General features: G+C 68.0%; 3 protein-coding genes. 2 read left to right on the forward strand and 1 reads right to left on the reverse strand.

What is annotated here, in order from left to right:
* The first annotated feature begins 1,046 nt into the window (after positions 1 to 1,046).
* Both ACFU4Z_RS13870 and ACFU4Z_RS13875 read left to right on the forward strand, forming a co-directional pair.
* Positions 1,047 to 1,916, forward strand: coding sequence for a class I SAM-dependent methyltransferase (locus ACFU4Z_RS13870; protein WP_379062666.1), 870 nt, complete (start codon positions 1,047 to 1,049; stop codon positions 1,914 to 1,916).
* A gap of 26 nt (positions 1,917 to 1,942) precedes the next feature.
* Positions 1,943 to 2,701 (forward strand): thioesterase II family protein, encoded by a 759-nt coding sequence (locus ACFU4Z_RS13875; RefSeq protein WP_379062668.1) that lies wholly within the window; start codon positions 1,943 to 1,945, stop codon positions 2,699 to 2,701.
* 44 nt (positions 2,702 to 2,745) lie between these two features.
* Here ACFU4Z_RS13875 and ACFU4Z_RS13880 read toward each other — a convergent pair whose 3' ends face one another.
* Positions 2,746 to 18,990 carry an SDR family NAD(P)-dependent oxidoreductase gene (locus ACFU4Z_RS13880; protein WP_379062670.1) on the reverse strand — a complete coding sequence of 5,415 codons (16,245 nt, stop codon included), beginning with the start codon at positions 18,988 to 18,990 and terminating at the stop codon, positions 2,746 to 2,748.
* Between the last annotated feature and the right edge of the window lie 6 nt (positions 18,991 to 18,996).

Genomic DNA, 18,996 nt, shown 5'->3' on the forward strand with positions numbered 1-18,996 from the left:
GTGTGGGGGGCGTGGGGGGGGGGGTGCGCTCGGCGCCCGCGCCCCGGGCGGGTCGGGGGGGGGGCGGTGTGGGGGGGGTGGGCGGGGGGCGGCGGCCCCGGGCCCCGCGCCCCGCCCGCGCGGGCGGGGGGGCGGGGGGCCACGCCCGGCGCGCACCGGCCTGCGCCGCGGCGCTGCCCCCTTCAGCGGAGTTCGATGGTGGAGCTGCGCAAGCGGGAAGGCCCACCCATCGCAACCGGATCAACCCTGGGGCTGGGCTATCGAGTCCGTGGCACCAGGCACACCTAACCCCCCTGTCGAACTGAGCAAAGGCCAAACCCGATGGACCACATACCGTTCGGGGATTCTCCGGTATCCCGTTGCCTCTTCTATCGGCGGGCATGCGATCTGCCCGCGACCATCGATCCGCCGAGCCTGGGGCGCATCGTCATGAAAGCCACACACGTCTGGGCACTGACGATGCCCGCACCACTGGGCCAGTCGGTCAGACACGACATGGGCCGACGCGGAGCCGCCATCGGTCCGATCCTGTCGCATCCCCGGTCGAACCGGTGGACCTTCTTGATCCGACCCGATGTACCCGACGATGTGCCGCTCTTCGCTGATCTGTTCCGCCACAACGTATCTGTCATCCGCGACGGAGGCACCGTGGCGTTGCCGTCGCCGACTATCCAATCCGGAGCCATCAGGCAATGGATCGAAACACCGCGCGACACGTTCCGACCCTCCGGCCTCCTCGTCATCGAGTCGATTCGCGCGTGCGTGGGACCGGGCCGGGCTCGGGCGGTGTCGCATGCCTGACGACACCGGGCTATTGCCGGCCGAGCGCCGCGCCGATTGCGGCAGGGGCCGGCCGAAGACCCGGTATCGGCGGGTCGCCCGAGCGGTGCAGCGCGCGCAACCCCGATCGCGGCAACCCGTGCTCGGCTGCCCACCCGGCCGCGTGCCGTGCGTTCATAAACCCCCTGTGCCATGCGAAAAATACACAGTACGTCGCGTTGTGCCCGCGGTGAGCCCGGTTTCGTTTGCTGTGCGAGACTGCACTGGTGGCCGAGACCGCTGAACTCATAACGAACGTTTCCGACACCGCGCGCTGGGTGGCCGCCTTCCGCGCCGTCGAATCCGCCCGCCCCGATGCCCTTTTCCACGATCCCCTCGCCGACCGAGCCGCCGGGGAGCGGGGCCGCGCCATAGCCGCCCAGACACCGCGCTTGATGCTCAATGGCTGGAACCTCGTCACCCGGACCAAACTCATCGACGACTTGATCCTGAAGACCATCGCGCAGGGCTGCGATCTGGTGGTCAATATGGCCGCGGGTATGGATACCCGCCCGTACCGACTGGAGCTGCCCTCCGAACTCCCTTGGATAGAGGCCGATCTTCCCGAATTGGTCGCCGAGAAGAACACGCTGCTGGACGGGGAGTCGCCGCGCTGCGCGCTCACCCGCACGGCGGTGGATCTCGCTGATCCCGAGGCGCGGCAGCAATTCCTGGACGAGGCCCTCGCGGGTGCGCAGCGGGCGCTTGTGCTCACCGAGGGTCTGGTCTACTACCTCAGCGACGGCGATGTCGCCGGCTTGGCCGCCGCGCTGGCCCGTCCTGAAATCGCTTGGTGGGCACTGGATGTCAATAACCAGGCGATTGTGAAGCGAATGGGTAAGGCCACTGCCGAGCTGCTGGCCAACGCCCCCTGGCAGTTCGGTCCGGTCGATCCGCTCGGCTTCTTCGCCGACCTCGGCTGGACGGCCGACCAGGTGGAAAATCTGGCCTCGGCGGCGCACCGGTTCAACCGGCTGCCCTGGTTCATGAAGCCGTTCACGCTCTTGCCACAGCCGGATCCTCGCAAGCCGCCCGAAAATTCGTGGAAGCCTTGGAGCGCGGTGGTGCGGCTCGAGCACACGCCATCGAGCCTCTAGCTCGCCGTAACGAAAGGCTCCACCCTATGGGTAATAGCTGGCTACGTCGCCTGTCCCCCGCGCCGAGGGATGGCTCTCATAAATTGGTCTGTTTTCCGCACGCGGGCGGCTCCGCCATATCCTTCGGGCCATTGGCCGAATGCGTGGGGACAGAATATGAGGTTCTCGCTGTTCAGTATCCGGGGCGACAGGATAGAAGACGTGAACCGCTCGTGGGGAATATCTCCGACCTCGTCGATGGCCTGCTGCCCGAGCTGATAGAAGCGGTCGGGAGTGCCCAGGATTTCTCCTTGTTCGGGCACAGTATGGGATCTGTCGTAGCTTTCGAGGCAGGCAGGCGGCTCGAGCACGAATCGGGAGCGACCGCAAGGGTCCTGTTCGCCTCCGGTCGCCGCGCGCCTTCTGCGCCACTCCCTGAGCTGCGAATGCACCTGCTGAGCGATCGAGAACTCGGTGAGCATCTCCTGCGGTTCGGCGGTACACCACGGGCGTTGCTCGAGGATCCCGAGTTTCGAGAGCTGATCCTGTCGATCGTCAGGAACGACTACCGGGCCATCGAGACCTACGAGTGCGGTACGGACGCGACGGTCAGTAGCCCTATCGTCGCGATTGTCGGCGATCGTGACCCCGATGCGAGTCTCGCGGAAATCGAGGTATGGGGCTCGCACACCGCTGGAAGCTTCTGTGCGAAATCATTTCCAGGCGGTCATTTCTTCATCGATTCGAATTGCGAACCGATAGGCCGGCTGATCCGCGATCATTGCGCTCGAGCGCTGTCGAGCTAGGCCGGAACGACCGGGTGAGCAAGTCGCCCACCCGGTCGTTGTTCCTAGCTCTCGAGCCAGCCCTCGATCGCTTCGGCGACATCCGCTGAGCCGTCCTCCAGGATCGTGAAGTGGTCAGCCTGTACCGAAACAACGGTATGCGTCGAATCCCACGGTTCGGCCTGCCAGTCCACGCGATCCGATGAGCTCCCCAAAAAGGTCTGGGCGCACTGGATGAACAACGTCGGCGTGGTGACGGAGCCGGGCACCATCTCCTGGAGGAGCTGCACATACCGGCCCATGCCGGTCAGCCGGGCCTGGTCGAAGCGACCGAACGTGGCCTCCTCCGACACCATGTGTCCAGCCATCGCCCGAAGCAACCATTCGCCGTCATCGTGCACCTTGTAGGTGTCCAGCATGACCACGCCGGCGGGCGCCTGGCCGCCCGCCCCTTCCAGGTACTCGGTGACGAGGTAGGCCAGCAGGCCGCCCGAGGAGTATCCGAGCAGCACGAACGGTTCTCCCTGCGCCGCCTCGAGGACGCTGCACGCTATGGCTTCCAAGGCCGCTGTCGGCGTCGCCGGCAACGGTTCACCTGTCCGGCAGCCGATGGGCGACACCGCCACGATGTCCCGGGAGGTGCCCAGGTGCGAGGCGATCCGGGCGTACTGATGCGCGCCGCCGGTCGCCAATGGCGGTGTGAGGCAGATGAACCGCGGCAGCGCGGGTCCCGCGGCGAGTCGCGTCGGCACCGGCAGCCGGTCCGGTTCCGGCGCGGCGGTGAACTGTTCGCGCAGCTCCGCCGTCACCCGCAACAGGTCGAAGGCCTGGACGAACCGGCCGCTCTCCACCGCGCGTCGGAACATCCCGTACAGCGAGTCGTCCTCGCCGGCCGGCGCATCGCCGCGTCGCGCGGTCGCGGTGAGCTCCGTCCGCAGGTATCGAGCCAGCGCCGCCGGCGTCTTGTGGTCGAAGATCGCAGCCGTCGGCAGCGTCAGACCGGTGGACGCGTTGAGCGTGGTCCGCAGCTCCATGGCCGCCAGTGAGTCGAACCCCGATTCGAGGAAATCCCGCTCCGGGTCGAGAGCATCGACGCTCTCATGACCCAGCAGCCTGGCCGCGGTCTCGAGAATGTGCTTGCGGAGCCACTCTTCCTGCTCGGACTCCGGGAGCTGGGCCAGCTGCCTGCGCAGTGCGCCCGCGTCCTTGGCCCCGGCGCTCTGCCGCCGCCCGGCACGCTTGGCCAGGTCACGCAGCAGTGTGGGCACCGCGTCCCGAGCCCGCAGCGCGGGCAGATCGATCTCGGTCAGGATGCTCGCCGGAGTCTCCGAAGCGACTGCGGCATCGAACAATTCGAGTGCCTTGTGCGCGGCCAGCGGCGGCAGACCCTGGCGGCGCATCCGCTGTCGGTCGGCCTCGCTGAGCCACTGCGACAGGCCCGTTTCGATATCCCACAGACCGTAGGCGAGCGCGGTGGCCGGCAAACCTTGGGCGTGCCGGTGGGTGGCGAGCGCGTCGAGGAACACGTTGGCCGCCGCGTATCCGCCCTGGCCGGCGGGCAGGATGGACCCCGCCACCGAGGAGATCAGCACGAAGGCTGACAGCCCGGCGGCCCGGGTGAGCTCGTGCAGATGCCACGCCGCGTCGGCCTTGGCCCCGAGGGAGTAGTCGATCTGCTCCGGCGTCAGGGTCTCGACCATCCCGTTGTGGGCGACGCCCGCCACGTGCACGACCGCACCCAGCGGATACTCGGCCGGAACCGAAGCGATCAATTCGCGCAACGCATTTCGGTCCGCGACGTCGCAGGCGGCCACGCGCACCCGGGCACCGAGGTCGGTCAATTCCGCGATGAGATCCGCGGCGGCATCCGGTCCGCGGCGGCCGGCCAGCAGCAGGTGCCGCACACCGTGCTCGCTCACCAGGTGCCTGGCAAGGTGACGACCGATGCCGCCGGTGCCGCCGGTGATCAGTACCGTCCGTTCCGGATCCCAGGGTGCCCGCGGGTCCGACTCGGGCAACGCGGCCCGCACGAGCCGCGGCACCCGTGTCCCGTCGGCCCGGACGGCCAGTTCCGGTTCACCCGACATCGCCGCGGCGGCAAGGTGATCCGGGGTGGTCTCGGCGGCGGCCTCGACGAGCACGATCCGCCCGGGATGCTCCGCCTGCGCCGCGCGCACCAGGCCCCACACCGCAGCCGTGGCCGGGCCGGCCGCAGCGTCGGTGACCACAGCCAAAGCGCTTGCCGCGTAGCGGTCCTCGCGCAGGAACTCCTGGACGACACTGAGCGTGCGGTGCAGCGCGGTGCGCAACCGGGCTGGCACGTCGTCGCCGTCGACCGGTGGGCGGAACAGGACGACCGAGGCCGACGCAGACGACCCCCACTCGGCCCACGAACCTCCCGAGCGCAGTTCAGGACCGGGCCGCCAGTTGAGCTCGTACCGCCCGTCCGGCGCGGATCGGGTTGCGGCCGAAAGCAGTTCGAGCGACATCGGGCGCAGCGCGAGCGACCCGACGGACAACAGTGGCGCCCCACCGGAATCGGCCATGGCCAGGGCGATCTCGCCCTGGTTCAGCCAGGACAATCGAACCCGCACCCGCCGGGCCCCGTCGGCGTGCACCCGCACCGACGACCAGACGAACGGCACCAGGGTCGGCCGCTCGGCCTGCTCGTCCACGCCCTGCGGGAGGCCGAAGGACAGCGCGTGCATGGCCGCGTCCAAGAGCGCCGGATGTATGCCGTAGCCCTGGGTAGCGGTCGGCTCGGGCAGCGCGACCTCGGCGAAGAGGTCCTCACCGCGTCGCCACAGGGCTTCCAGTCCACGGAAGGCGGACCCGTAGTTGTAGCCGTGGTCGGCGAGTACGTCGTAGGCGCCGGCCAGCTCGATATTCGTGGCACCGGCCGGTGGCCACTGCGCGAAGTCCGTCCAGCCGTCCGCCGCCGCGGTTTCCGGGCTCGGGCGCACGGCGCCCTCCGCGTGGTGCGTCCACGGCGCCGACGGATCGTCGTCGTCCCGCCGGGAGTAGATGTCGAGCCGCCGGCGACCGGCGTCGTCGCTGTCGCCGAGGATCACTTGGATGTCGACGCCGCCCTGCCCCTGGAACACCAGTGGCGCCAGCAGGGTGAGTTCCGCAAGCTCCGGGCATTCGACCTGGTCGCCGGCGTGGGCGGCCAGTTCGACGAATCCGGTGCCCGGCAGCAGCACCGTGCCGAGCACGTCGTGATCGGCCAGCCAGGGATGGGTGCTCGTGGACAGGCGGCCGGTGAATCGGACGCCGCCGCTCTCCGGCTGTGCCACCAGGGCGCCCAGCATCGGGTGGTCGGTGGACCGCAGGCCGAGTGCGTGCGCCTCGCCGGTGTGCAGCGGGCCGGTGGACCAGAAGCGGCGGTGCCGGAAGCCGTAGGTCGGCAGGTCGATCCGCGTGCCGCCGGTGCCGGTGTAGTAGCTCGTCCAATCCACCGTCGCACCCGAGACGTGCAGTCGGGCGAGGCCGGTCAGCACGGTCTCGGAGTCCGCCGCGTTTCGTTTGCACAGCGCGATAGTCGGCGCGGTGTCCAGGGTTTGGGCGATCATCGGGGTCAGCACCGCGTCGGGGCCGACCTCGGCGAACCTGGCCACACCCAGATCCGTCATTGCCGCAACGGCATCGGCGAACCGCACCGTGTCCCGGACCTGACCGACCCAGTACGCCGGATCCGACATCTCGTCGGCGACCCGGGCGCCGGTCACCGTCGACACCAGCGGGGTACTCGGGCGCGCGAACGTCAAACCTTCGATCGCCGTGCCGAATTCGGCCAGCATCGGCTCCATCGAGGCCGAATGGAAAGCATGCGAAACTCGCAATCGGTGTGTCCGCCAACCACTTTCGGCACAAGCGTCGGTGACAGCTCCGACAGCGGCTTCGACACCCGAGAGCACCACCGACGACGGACCGTTCACCGCCGCTATCGACACTCCATCGACCAGCAGCGGAGTCACGTCCGCCTCCGAGGCACCGACAGCGACCATCGCGCCGCCAGCAGGCAGCGCCTGCATCAACCGGCCACGCGCGGCCACCAACACACACGCATCCGACAGCGACAACACACCGGCCACCTGCGCGGCAGCGACCTCACCGATCGAATGACCGGCCACCACATCCGTTCGTACGCCCCAGGATTCGAGCAGGCGGAACAACGCCACCTCGAACGCGAACAGACCCGCCTGCGCGAACACGGTCCGGTCGACCAGATCATCGCTCGCCAACGCCGTGCCCAGCGAAACCGACTGTTCCAGCAGCGGATCCAACTCGGCGACGATCGCATCGAAGTGATTGCCGAAGACCGGGAAGGCCGCGCACAGCTCGGTGGCCATGCCGGCCCACTGGGCACCCTGACCCGAGAACACCACACCCGTCGAACCCGCCAGCACACGGCCGGTCAACACACCGGGTGCCGCCACACCGGCCGCCAAGGTCTGGACACCTGCCAGCAGCTCGTCACTGTCGCCGGCCACCACAACAGCACGATGTTCGAAGACACCGCGCGTCGATGCCAGCGAGAAGCCGATATCGATCGGATCGTGTTCGCCCACATGCGATGCCAGGCGGACGGCCTGAGCGGTGAGAGCCTCGGCACTGCGGGCCGAGACCGCCCATGGCAGCAACCCGCCCGCGGGCGCGGACTTGACCGCGGGCTCCGGCTCCACCGTCGGCACCGGGGCCTGTTCGATGATGACGTGCGCATTCGTGCCGCTGATACCGAACGACGACACACCCGCACGACGCGGCCGATCCACCTCCGGCCAGGCCACCGACTCGGTCAGCAAACGGATGTGCCCTTCGGACCAATCAACTTTGGTGCTGGGCGCATCGACATGCAGCGTCTTCGGCAACAGTCCGTGGCGCATCGCCATGACCATCTTGATGACACCACCGACACCAGCCGCTGCCTGAGCATGACCGATATTCGACTTCAGCGATCCGAGCCACAAAGGCCGATCCGCATCCCGCTCTTGCCCGTACGTAGCCAAAAGGGCTTGGGCCTCGATCGGATCGCCCAGAGTCGTACCCGTGCCGTGCGCCTCGACCACATCGACATCGACCGGCGAAACCCCCGCATTCGCCAGCGCTTGGCGAATCACCCGCCGCTGCGAGGGACCGTTCGGCGCGGTCAGACCATTCGACGCGCCATCTTGATTCACCGCCGAACCAGCAATCACCGCAAGCACGTTATGACCATTGCGGCGAGCATCCGACAGCCGCTCCAGCACCAATATCCCGGCACCCTCGGACCAGCCGACACCATCGGCCGCATCCGCGAAGGACTTACACCGACCATCGGGCGACAAACCCCGCTGCCTGCTGAACTCCACCAGAGTTTCCGGAGTCGCCATCACCGTCACGCCACCGGCCAAGGCCAGATCGCACTCCCCCGACCGCAGCGACTGCGCCGCCAAATGCATTGTCACCAACGACGACGAGCACGCCGTATCCACCGACACGGCCGGGCCCTCCAACCCGAGGGTGTAGGCGATGCGACCGGACACCAGGCTGCCTGCCGCGCTGTTACCGGTCCCCTGGGCGTAGTCGTGGTACATGACGCCGGTGAAGACACCGGTCGAACTGCCGCGCAGCACCGCCGGATCCACACCGGCGCGCTCCAACGCCTCCCACGTGGTTTCCAGTAGTTGCCGCTGCTGCGGATCTGTCATCACGGCTTCGTTGGGACTGATCCCGAAGAAGTCCGCGTCGAAATCGGCGGCCGTGTGCAGGAATCCGCCCTCTCGAGTGTAGGACCTACCCGCGCGGCCGGGTTCCGGATCGTAGATGCCGTTGAGGTCCCAACCGCGGTCGACCGGGAACGTCGATACCGCGTCCCGGCCGGTCCGCACGAGTTCCCAGAGTTCATCCGGGGACGTCACCCCTCCGGGGTAACGGCAGGCCATACCGACCACGGCGATCGGGTCGCCGTCGACAGCCCTGACGGCGGTGACCTCGACATCGCGGCTCGTCCCGGCGAACTCGTCGGCCAGATACCGCGCCAAAGCCTGGGGCGTGGGATAGTCGAATACCAAGGTCGCGGGCAGCGGGAGACCGGTGGCGGCCTTCAGCGCATTGCGGAATTCGACAGCGGAGATCGAATCGAAGCCCAGCTCGTTGAAGGCCCGGTCCGCTGCCACCGCGTTCGTGTTCTCGTGGCCGAGGACGGTGGCGATCTGACCGCGCACGATCTCCAGCAGCACGTCGAAACGCTCGCTGTCGGGAGTGCTCGACAGCCGAGCACGCAACGCCGCGGACGCACCGGAGACTGCTCTGCGGCGCTGCGGGATGAGTGTGGAAAACAGTGCGGGCGCGGCGAATCCCGCAGAGCGCATGGCATCCAGATCGACCCGGGCGAGGATGAGGGCCGCCGTGTCCATTCCCGTCGCGGCGTCGAACAGTGCCAGACCCTGGTCCGCCGACAGCGGCAGCAGGCCCGACCGGGACATCCGGCGCCGGTCGACATCGCCGAGCTCCGTGGCCATACCCCCGTCGGTGCTCCACAGACCCCAGGCCAGAGATATACCGGGCAGCCCGGATGCCCTGCGGTGCGCGGCCAGCGCGTCGAGGCAGGCGTTGGCCGCGGCGTAGTTGCCCTGGCCGGGGCTACCGAACGCACCGGCGACCGAGCTGAACAGCACGAACGCCTTCACAGGCAGGTCGGCGGTCAGCTCGTGCAGATGCAGCGCGGCGTCGATCTTCGGGGCCAGCACCGCGTCCATCCGCTCCGGACTCAGCGAGGCGATCGCGCCATCATCGAGCACACCGGCGAGGTGGAAGACGCCCGTAAGCGGTTGTGCGGCAGGAATAGTGGCCAGCACCGCGGCCAGCGCGCCGCGGTCGGCGACATCGCATCCGACGAACTCGACCTCGGCACCGATCTGCCGCAACTCTTCTCGCAGCGCTGTTGCGCCGGGGCCGGATTCACCGCGTCTGCTGAGCAACAGCAGACGGCGCACGCCATGGGCGTTCACCAGGTGCCGGGCCAACAGCCCACCGAGGTAGCCGCCTGCGCCGGTGATCAGGACAGTGTCGTCCGGATCGAAGGAACCGGTCGCCGCGGCGGCGGGCGAGACGACTCGCCCGAGTCGCGCTCTGTACACCTGCCCATCACGCACGGCCACCTGCGGTTCCTCTGACGCCAGAATCCCGCCCAGCAGACCGTCGAGCTCGGAATCGGTATCCACCAACACGATCCGTCCGACGCCCTCGGCCTGTGCCGAACGAACCAGACCGCCTACCGCGGCACCGGCCAGATTCGCAATGTCCTCTCCGGCCACCGACACCGCGCCGCCGGTACGAACCACCAGCACCGACTCGCCGAACCGAGGTTCGGCGAACCAGGACTGCAGCACCTGCAACACACCATGGGTAACGGCACGAACGGCGGTGGGATCATTGCCCGCCGGGCAGTCCAGCACCACCACCTGCGGGACCTGCTCACCCACGTCACCGAGATCCGCCCAGGCCACCACGGCGACGTCGCCCTCGGTCACCGAGATCGGCGCCCAGCTCACATCGAACACAGCGGTACGAGAAATCGGAGTGCCCGCGGTGAGCTGTGCGGGATCGATCGGCCGGGACGCCAAGTGCCGCACCGTCGCCACCGCGGCACCGGTCGAATCCGCCAGATCCAGCGCAACCCCACGCTCACCGATACGGGTCAGCCGGACCCGCAACGCATCGGCTCCTGCCGCATGCACCGTCACACCCGACCACTCGAACGGCAACGCCAGCCCGGTTTCCCGCGCCCCGGTGTCATCAGCAAAACGCAAGGCGTGCAACGCCGCATCCAGCAACGCCGGATGCACACCGAACCGCCCCGCGTCGCCTCGCGCCTGCTCGGGCAATGAGACCTCGGCATAGAGCCCGTCCGATCCGCGCCACACCGCTCGCAGCGCCTGGAAAACCGGACCGTAGTGATAGCCCTGCGCATCGAGAGAGTCGTAGAGGTCCTCGACCGGGACCGCGGCGGCGTCGGCGGGCGGCCACTGCGCCAGGTCCGCCGGTGCGCCGTCGGCTCCCGGCACGAGGACGCCTTCGGCATGCAAAGTCCACGACGCCACCGAATCCGCATCGTCGTCGGGGCGGGAGAATATCCGCACCCCACGACGCCCCTCGTCCGCACCGCCGATCACGACCTGCACCGCGACACCACCGGACTCCGGCAACACCAGCGGGGCACGCAGAATCAGCTCGTCCAGGCTCGAACAGCCCACCCGCTCACCGGCGTGCAGTGCGAGTTCGACGAGACCGGTGCCGGGGAACAACACGGTGTCCATGACCCGGTGGTCGGCCAACCAGGGCTGCGTCTGCACCGACAATCTGCCGCTGACGGCGACCACATCGGAATCCGGTTGCGACACCACCGCCGACACCAGCGGGTGACCGGTCGCGACGAGCCCCATCGACCGGGCGTCACCCTTGCCGGCGGAACCTTCGGGTATCCAATACCGCCGGTGCTGGAAGGCATAGGTGGGCAGATCGATTCGCCGTGCCCCCGTCCCGGCGTAGAAACCGGCCCAATTCACCTCGGCACCGGCCACGAACAATGCGGCGATCCCACCCGCCACCGTGGACGCATCGGCACGGTCACGACGCGCCAACGCCACCACTACAGCGGCCTCGTCGTCGAGAGTCTGCGCGATCATCGGGGTCAGCACCGCATCGGGGCCGACCTCGGCAAACCGGGACACACCCAGATCTGCCATCGCGACGACCGCGTCGGCGAACCGGACGGTGTCGCGGACCTGGCCGACCCAATACGCCGGATCCGACATCTCGTCGGTGATCCGGGCACCCGTCACTGTCGACACCAACGGGATGCCGGGTCGGCCGAAGGTCAAACCCGCTATCGCCGAACCGAACTCGGCCAGCATCGGCTCCATCAGTGCGGAGTGGAAAGCGTGTGAGACACGCAATCGGTGCGTCCGCCAACCACGCTCGGCACAAGCCTCAGCGGTAGCAACGACATCGGCCTCGACACCGGAGAGCACCACCGACGACGGACCGTTCACCGCCGCGACCGACACCCCATCGACCAGCAGCGGCGTCACGTCCCCCTCCGAGGCACCGACAGCGACCATCGCGCCGCCAGCAGGCAGCGCCTGCATCAACCGGCCACGCGCAGCCACCAACACACACGCATCCGACAGCGACAACACACCGGCCACATGCGCAGCAGCGACCTCACCGATCGAATGACCGGCCACCACATCGCCCCGGACTCCCCAGGATTCGAGCAACCGGAACAACGCCACCTCGAACGCGAACAACCCCGCCTGCGCGAACACCGTCCGATCCACCAGCTCACCGCTCGCCAACGCCGTACCCAGCGAAACCGACTGTCCCAATAGCGGATCCAACTCGGCGACGATCGCGTCGAAAACCTCGGCGAACACCGGATACGCCGCACGCAACTCGGCCGCCATACCGGCCCACTGCGCACCCTGACCCGAGAACACCACACCCGTCGAACCCGCCACCACGCGGCCGGTCACCACACCCGGAATCGTTTCGCCGCGTCCGAGCGCCTGGATACCGGCCCGCAGGGCGTCGTCCTCGGGCGAGAACGCCACGGCCCGATGCTCGAACACCACTCGCGAGGCGGCGAGCGAGAATCCGATGTCGATCGAATCGTGTTCACCGACATAGGAAGCCAGCCGCCGGGCCTGCTCGGCCAGTGCCTCGCCGCTCCGCGCCGAGACCACCCACGGCAACACCCCGCCCGCCGGAAGGGTTTTGACCACCGGAGCCGGGTCCGCCGCGGGCGCCTGTTCGATGATGAGATGAGCGTTCGTGCCGCTGAGGCCGAACGAGGAGACACCCGCACGACGCGGCCGGTCCACGTCGGGCCACGCCACCGGTTCGGTCAGCAGGCGGGCATGGCCCTCGGACCAATCAACTTTCGTGCTGGGCCGATCGACGTGCAGCGTCTTCGGCAGCAGTCCGTGGCGCATCGCCATGACCATCTTGATCACGCCACCGACGCCAGCAGCGGCTTGGGCATGACCGATATTCGACTTCAACGACCCCAACCACAGCGGCCGATCCGCCGCACGACCCTGCCCGTACGTAGCCAAAAGGGCTTGGGCTTCAATCGGATCACCCAAGGTCGTACCCGTGCCGTGCGCCTCGACCACGTCCACCTCGGTCGCAGACACACCGGCATTGGCCAACGCCTGACGGATCACCCGCCGCTGCGACGGACCATTCGGCGCGGAGAAACCATTCGACGCGCCATCCTGATTCACCGCCGAACCAGCAATCACCGCAAGCACATCATGACCGTTGCGACGGGCGTCCGACAACCGCTCCAACACCAACATTCCGGCACCCTCGGACCACCCGACACCATCGGCCGCATCGGAGAACGACCTACACCGACCGTCCGGCGACAAACCCCGCTGCCGGCTGAACTCGACAAGCATCTCCGGGGTGGACATCACCGCCACACCACCGGCCAACGCCAGATCGCACTCCCCCGACCGCAGCGACTGCGCCGCCAAATGCATGGCCACCAAAGACGACGAGCACGCCGTATCCACCGACACGGCCGGGCCCTCCAAGCCCAGCGTGTAGGCGATGCGACCGGAGACCAGGCTGCCGGCGACGCTGTTGCCGGTACCGGCGCCCAGCGCGTAGTCGTGGTACATCACGCCGGTGAAGACACCGGTCGAACTACCGCGCAGCACCGCCGGATCCACACCGGCGCGCTCCAGCGCCTCCCACGAGATCTCCAGCAGCATCCGCTGCTGCGGATCCATCACCAAAGCTTCGTTGGGACTGATCCCGAAGAAATCCGCGTCGAAATCGGCCGCGGAGTACAGGAACCCACCCTGACGGGTGTAGGCCTTGCCCGCCTTGCCGGGTTCCGGATCGTAGATGCCCTCGATATCCCAGCCACGGTCCGCGGGCAGATCACCCGTGGCCTCCATGCCTTCGGCAACCAGACTCCACAGGTCTTCGGGAGAAGCGACACCACCCGGGTAGCGACAGCTCATCGCCACCACCGCAATCGGATCGTCGCCGGCCGCCCTACTGGCAGTGACCGCGACATCCTGGCTCGTGCCGGAGAGTTGGGAAGCGATGAAGTCGGCGACAACCTGCGCGTTCGGGTAGTCGAAGACCAGCGTCGCCGGCAGTTGCAGACCCGTCGCGGCATTCAGCTTGTTACGGAATTCGACCGCGCTCAACGAATCGAAACCGAGCTGCTGGAAAGCCTGTTGCGGCTCAACAGCATCCGTGGACGCATGCCCGAGGGTCTCGGCGGCCACCGATCGGACGAGGTCGAGCAGAGCGCGCGCACGGTCCGGATCCGACAAGCCGGCCAGCTTCCGGGCGAAAGCCTGGCCTGCCGCGCTTCGGTTGGTGCGGCGCACGGGGGTCGGTGCGAGCGCACGGACCAGGGCCGGGATCAGCTCGCCCCGAGTCCGGAGCACCGCAGGATCGACCCGCAACGCCACCAGCTGGGCGGTATCAGTGGCAATGGCCGCATCGAAAAGCGCCAGACCCTCGGTCTCGGAAATCGGCGGAAAACCCTGTCGGCGCATCAGATCGAAGTCGGCCTCGGACAGCTCGACACCGAGCCCGGTCGATCGCGCCCACAACCCGTAGTCGATGGCGGTCGCCGGCAAACCCAGGCTGTGACGTTGCGCGGCGAGAGCATCGAGGAAGACGTTCGCGGCGGCGTAGTTCGCTTGACCGGCGGCCAGCACCAATCCGCCTGCCGAAGACACCAAGACGAACAACGACAGCGAGGCATCGCGAGTCAGCTCGTGCAGATGCCACGCCGCATCGACCTTGGGCCCGAACACATAATCGACCCGCTCGGCCGTCATCGACTCGATCAGACCGTTGTCCGCTGATCCGGCCGCGTGCACCACGCCCACCAGCGGATGCTCAACCGAAATACCCTCGAGCAACGCCGCCAGCGCAGACCGATCCGACACATCACACGCGACAATGGTCACCTGCGCACCCAACTCGGTCAGCTCCGCACGCAGATCCGCGGCACCCGGAGCATCCGGGCCACGCCGAGACGTCAGAAGCAGCTGGCGCACACCGTGTTCGGCCACCAAGTGCCGGGCGATCACCCCACCCAAACCACCCGTACCACCGGTCACCAGCACGGTGCCCCGCTCGGACAGCCGAACGTTCGAGCCGGGCGCGTGACGACGCAACCGCGGCACGAGCAGGGTCGCACCGCGCAGCGCAGCCTCGGGTTCCAGCGCAGCGGCCACGGCCACAGCGGCGATAGCGAGCGCGTCACGCTGCTGATCCTGCTCGTCCGGATCCAGGTCGAGCAGCTGGAATCGGCCCGGGTGTTCGGCCTGCGCGGCACGCAGCAGGCCCCACACCGGCGCTTGGCCCAGATCGACCTGCTCCGAGTCGGCAACGGCCACCGCACGTCTGGTCAGCACCACCAAACGTGAACCGGCGAAACGCGGTTCGGCCAGCCAGCCGCGCAGAGTGTCGAGCACACCGATCGCGCTCCGGCGTGCGGCCTCCGGCGGCGCACCGTCGTGCACAGGGATTTCCCACAACACGATCTCCGGAACAGCCGGATCCCGGGCCGCGTCCAACTCGGTGATCAGCGCCGCGAGATCACCATTCAGTACCGCCACCCGGCCCTGCTCGACGCTCTCCGCCGACGGCGCGGCAGCGACCCACTCCACGCCGAAGAGGGCGTCACCCACCTGATCCGACTGCAGGCGATCGGCCGACACCGGCCGAGAAACCAAGGCCCCCACCGACATCACCGGCCGGCCCTGCTCGTCGGCCAGCTGGAGCGCGAACCGGGTGCCCTCCACCACGATGCGAACCCGCACGGCGCTCGCACCGGCCGCATGCAGCACCACCCGGTTCCAGGTGAACGGCAGGGCCGGGAAACCCTCGACGCCGCCGCGAAGACCGTGCACGATCCCGGCGTGCAGCGCCGCGTCGAACAGCGCCGGATGGATGCCGAATCCCTTGCCGTCCTGTGGATCGGGCAGCGCGACCTCGGCGAACAACTCGTCACCACGCCGCCACGCCGCCTGCAAACCCTGGAAGAACGGGCCGTAGCCGTACCCGATATCGAGTAGCTCGTCATAGACGCCGTCGATGTCCAGGGGCTGGGCACCCGCCGGCGGCCACGCGGCGAGATCGAAATCGGCCACCACCTCATCCGGCGCCAGAACACCTTCGGCGTGCAGCAACCACGGCCCCTCGGCGGCCTGCCGCGAATGCACGCTCAACCGACGACAACCGGACTCGTCGGCCGCAGTCACCACGACCTGCACCGCGACGCTGCCCTCGGCCGGCACGGTCAACGGAGCCCGCAGGACCAACTCGTCGAGTACGGCACAACCGAGCACACCGCCGACATAGCTGGCCAGCTCGACGAATCCGGTGCCCGGCAGCAATACGGTACCGAGCACGCTGTGATCGGCCAGCCATTCGACGGAGTCGACGCTCCACCGGCCGGTGAAGCTGACGCCGCCCGAATCCGGGTGCGGCACAACCGCGCCCAGCAGCGGATGCGCCGCCACATCCAGCCCGACCGAGCTGACGCCGCCCAGTTCGGCTCCCAGCCACGACAGGGCCAGTGCCTCCATGGGATCCAGCCAGAAGCGCTGATGCTGGAAGGCATAGGTGGGCAGATCGATGCGCTGGCCTCCGGCATGGAGAGCGGCCCAATTCACCTCGGCGCCGGCCACGAACAGTCCGGCCACCCCACCCAACACCGCGGACGCGCCGGCACGATCACGACGCGCCAACGCCACCACCGCAGCAGCCTCGTCGCCGAGAGATTGGGCGACCATCGGGCTCAGCACCGCATCGGGCCCGACCTCGGCGAACCGGGACACACCCAGACTCGCCATCGTGGCAACGGCATCGGCGAACCGGACGGTGTCCTGGACCTGACCCACCCAATACGACGGAACAGTCATCTCATCGGTGATCCGGGCACCGGTCACCGTCGACACCAACGGGATACTTGGCCGACCGAACGCCAAACCCGCTATCGCCGAACCGAACTCGGCCAGCATCGGCTCCATCAGTGCGGAGTGGAAAGCGTGTGAGACACGCAATCGGTGCGTCCGCCAACCACGCTCGGTGCACACCCCGACAACGGCGGCGACCGCGTCCTCGACACCGGAGAGCACCACCGACGACGGACCGTTCACCGCCGCGATCGACACCCCATCGACCAGCAGCGGCGTCACGTCCGCCTCCGAGGCACCGACAGCGACCATCGCGCCGCCAGCAGGCAGCGCCTGCATCAACCGGCCACGCGCGGCCACCAGCACACACGCATCCTCGAGGGACATCACCCCGGCCACCTGCGCGGCGGCGATCTCACCGATCGAATGACCGGCCACCACATCCGTTCGTACGCCCCAGGATTCGAGCAGGCGGAACAACGCCACCTCGAACGCGAACAACCCCGCCTGCGCGAACACCGTCCGATCGACCAAGTCACCGTCCGCCAACGCCACACTCAGCGAAACCGGCTGCCCCAACCGCGGATCCAGCTGTGCGACGATCCCGTCGAAAGCCTCGGCGAACACCGGATTTGCCGCACGCAGCTCGGCGGCCATGCCGGACCATTGCGCACCCTGACCGGAAAACACCAGACCGGTTGTACCCGGCACCACCTGGCCGGTCATCACGCCCGGCGTGGTTTCGGCGTGGCTCAGCGCCCGCACGCCTGCCAGCAGACCCGCACGGTCCTCGTCCAGGACAACCGCACGATGGTCGAACACCGCACGCGTGGACGCCAGCGAGAAGCCGACATCCGCCGGATCCAGGTCCCGATCGGCGACATGAGACACCAAACGGACGGCCTGCGCGGCCAGCGCCTCGCTACTACGCGCCGAGACCGCCCAAGGCAGCAACCCACCCGCCGGCCCGGTCCGAGATACCGGCGCCTGGTCCACCGCCGGTTCGGCCGCCGGGGCCTGTTCGATGATGACGTGCGCGTTCGTGCCACTGATACCGAACGACGACACACCCGCACGACGCGGCCGATCCACCTCCGGCCACACCACGGGTTCGGTCAACAACCGGACATGCCCCTCGGACCAATCCACCTTGGTGCTGGGCCGATCAACGTGCAGCGTCCGCGGCAGCATGCCATGGCGCATCGCCATGACCATCTTGATCACACCACCGACACCCGCCGCCGCCTGAGCGTGACCGATGTTGGACTTCAACGATCCGAGCCACAGCGGACGATCTGCATCACGCTCTTGCCCGTAAGTGGCCAGCAGTGCCTGAGCCTCGATCGGATCACCCAGAGTCGTACCCGTGCCGTGCGCCTCCACCACATCGACATCGACCGACGAAACCCCTGCATTCGCCAGCGCCTGGCGAATCACCCGACGCTGCGACGGCCCGTTCGGCGCCGTCAAGCCATTCGACGCACCATCCTGATTCACCGCCGAACCGGTCAGCACCGCAAGCACATCATGACCGTTGCGACGGGCGTCGGACAACCGCTCCAACACCAACATTCCGGCGCCCTCGGACCAACCGACACCATCGGCCGCATCCGCGAAGGACTTACACCGGCCGTCCGCCGACAAACCCCGCTGCCGGCTGAACTCCACCAGCGTCTCCGGGGTCGCCATCACCGCCACACCACCGGCCAACGCCAGATCACACTCACCCGACCGCAACGCCGCCGCAGCCGAATGCATGGCCACCAGCGACGACGAGCACGCCGTATCCACCGTGACCGATGGGCCTTCCAGCCCGAATACGTACGAAACCCGGCCCGAAGCAATAGATCCCGTATTCGCGTTGGCCGGATAGTCGTGATACATCATGCCGACCCACACACCGGTCCGGCTGCCCTTCAACGAACCCGGATCGACACCCGCCCGCTCGAACGCCTCCCACGAAGTCTCCAACAGCAGAAACTGCTGCGGATCCATCAACGCGGCCTCATTCGGACTGATATTGAAGAACGCCGGATCGAACTCCCCTGCGGCATGCAGGAAACCGCCCTCACGCGTATACGCGGAGTTCGGCCTCTCACCGGTCGGGTCATACAAGCGTTCGGTGTCCCAGCCGCGATTCGCCGGGAACTCCGACGTCGCGTCGGTACCCGCCGAAACCAGGTTCCACAGCTCCTCCGGCGAACCCACCCCACCCGGATACCGGCACGCCATACCCACGATCGCAATCGGCTCACGAAGAGACGATTCGAGCTTGCGGTTGCGGGCACGCAACCGCTCGGTCTCCTTGAGCGAGACACGGAGGGCCTGAGCCAGCTTCTGAGTATTGTCATCGGGCTTGGTCATCAATCG

The organism is Nocardia sp. NPDC057440, from assembly GCF_042802915.1.
Classification (GTDB): domain Bacteria; phylum Actinomycetota; class Actinomycetes; order Mycobacteriales; family Mycobacteriaceae; genus Nocardia.

Coding starts and splice junctions, on each gene's coding strand:
- ACFU4Z_RS13880 (WP_379062670.1), bottom strand. CDS start 18,990: ATGACCAAGCCCGATGACAATACTCAGAAGCTGGCTCAGGCCCTCCGT.
- ACFU4Z_RS13875 (WP_379062668.1), top strand. CDS start 1,943: ATGGGTAATAGCTGGCTACGTCGCCTGTCCCCCGCGCCGAGGGATGGC.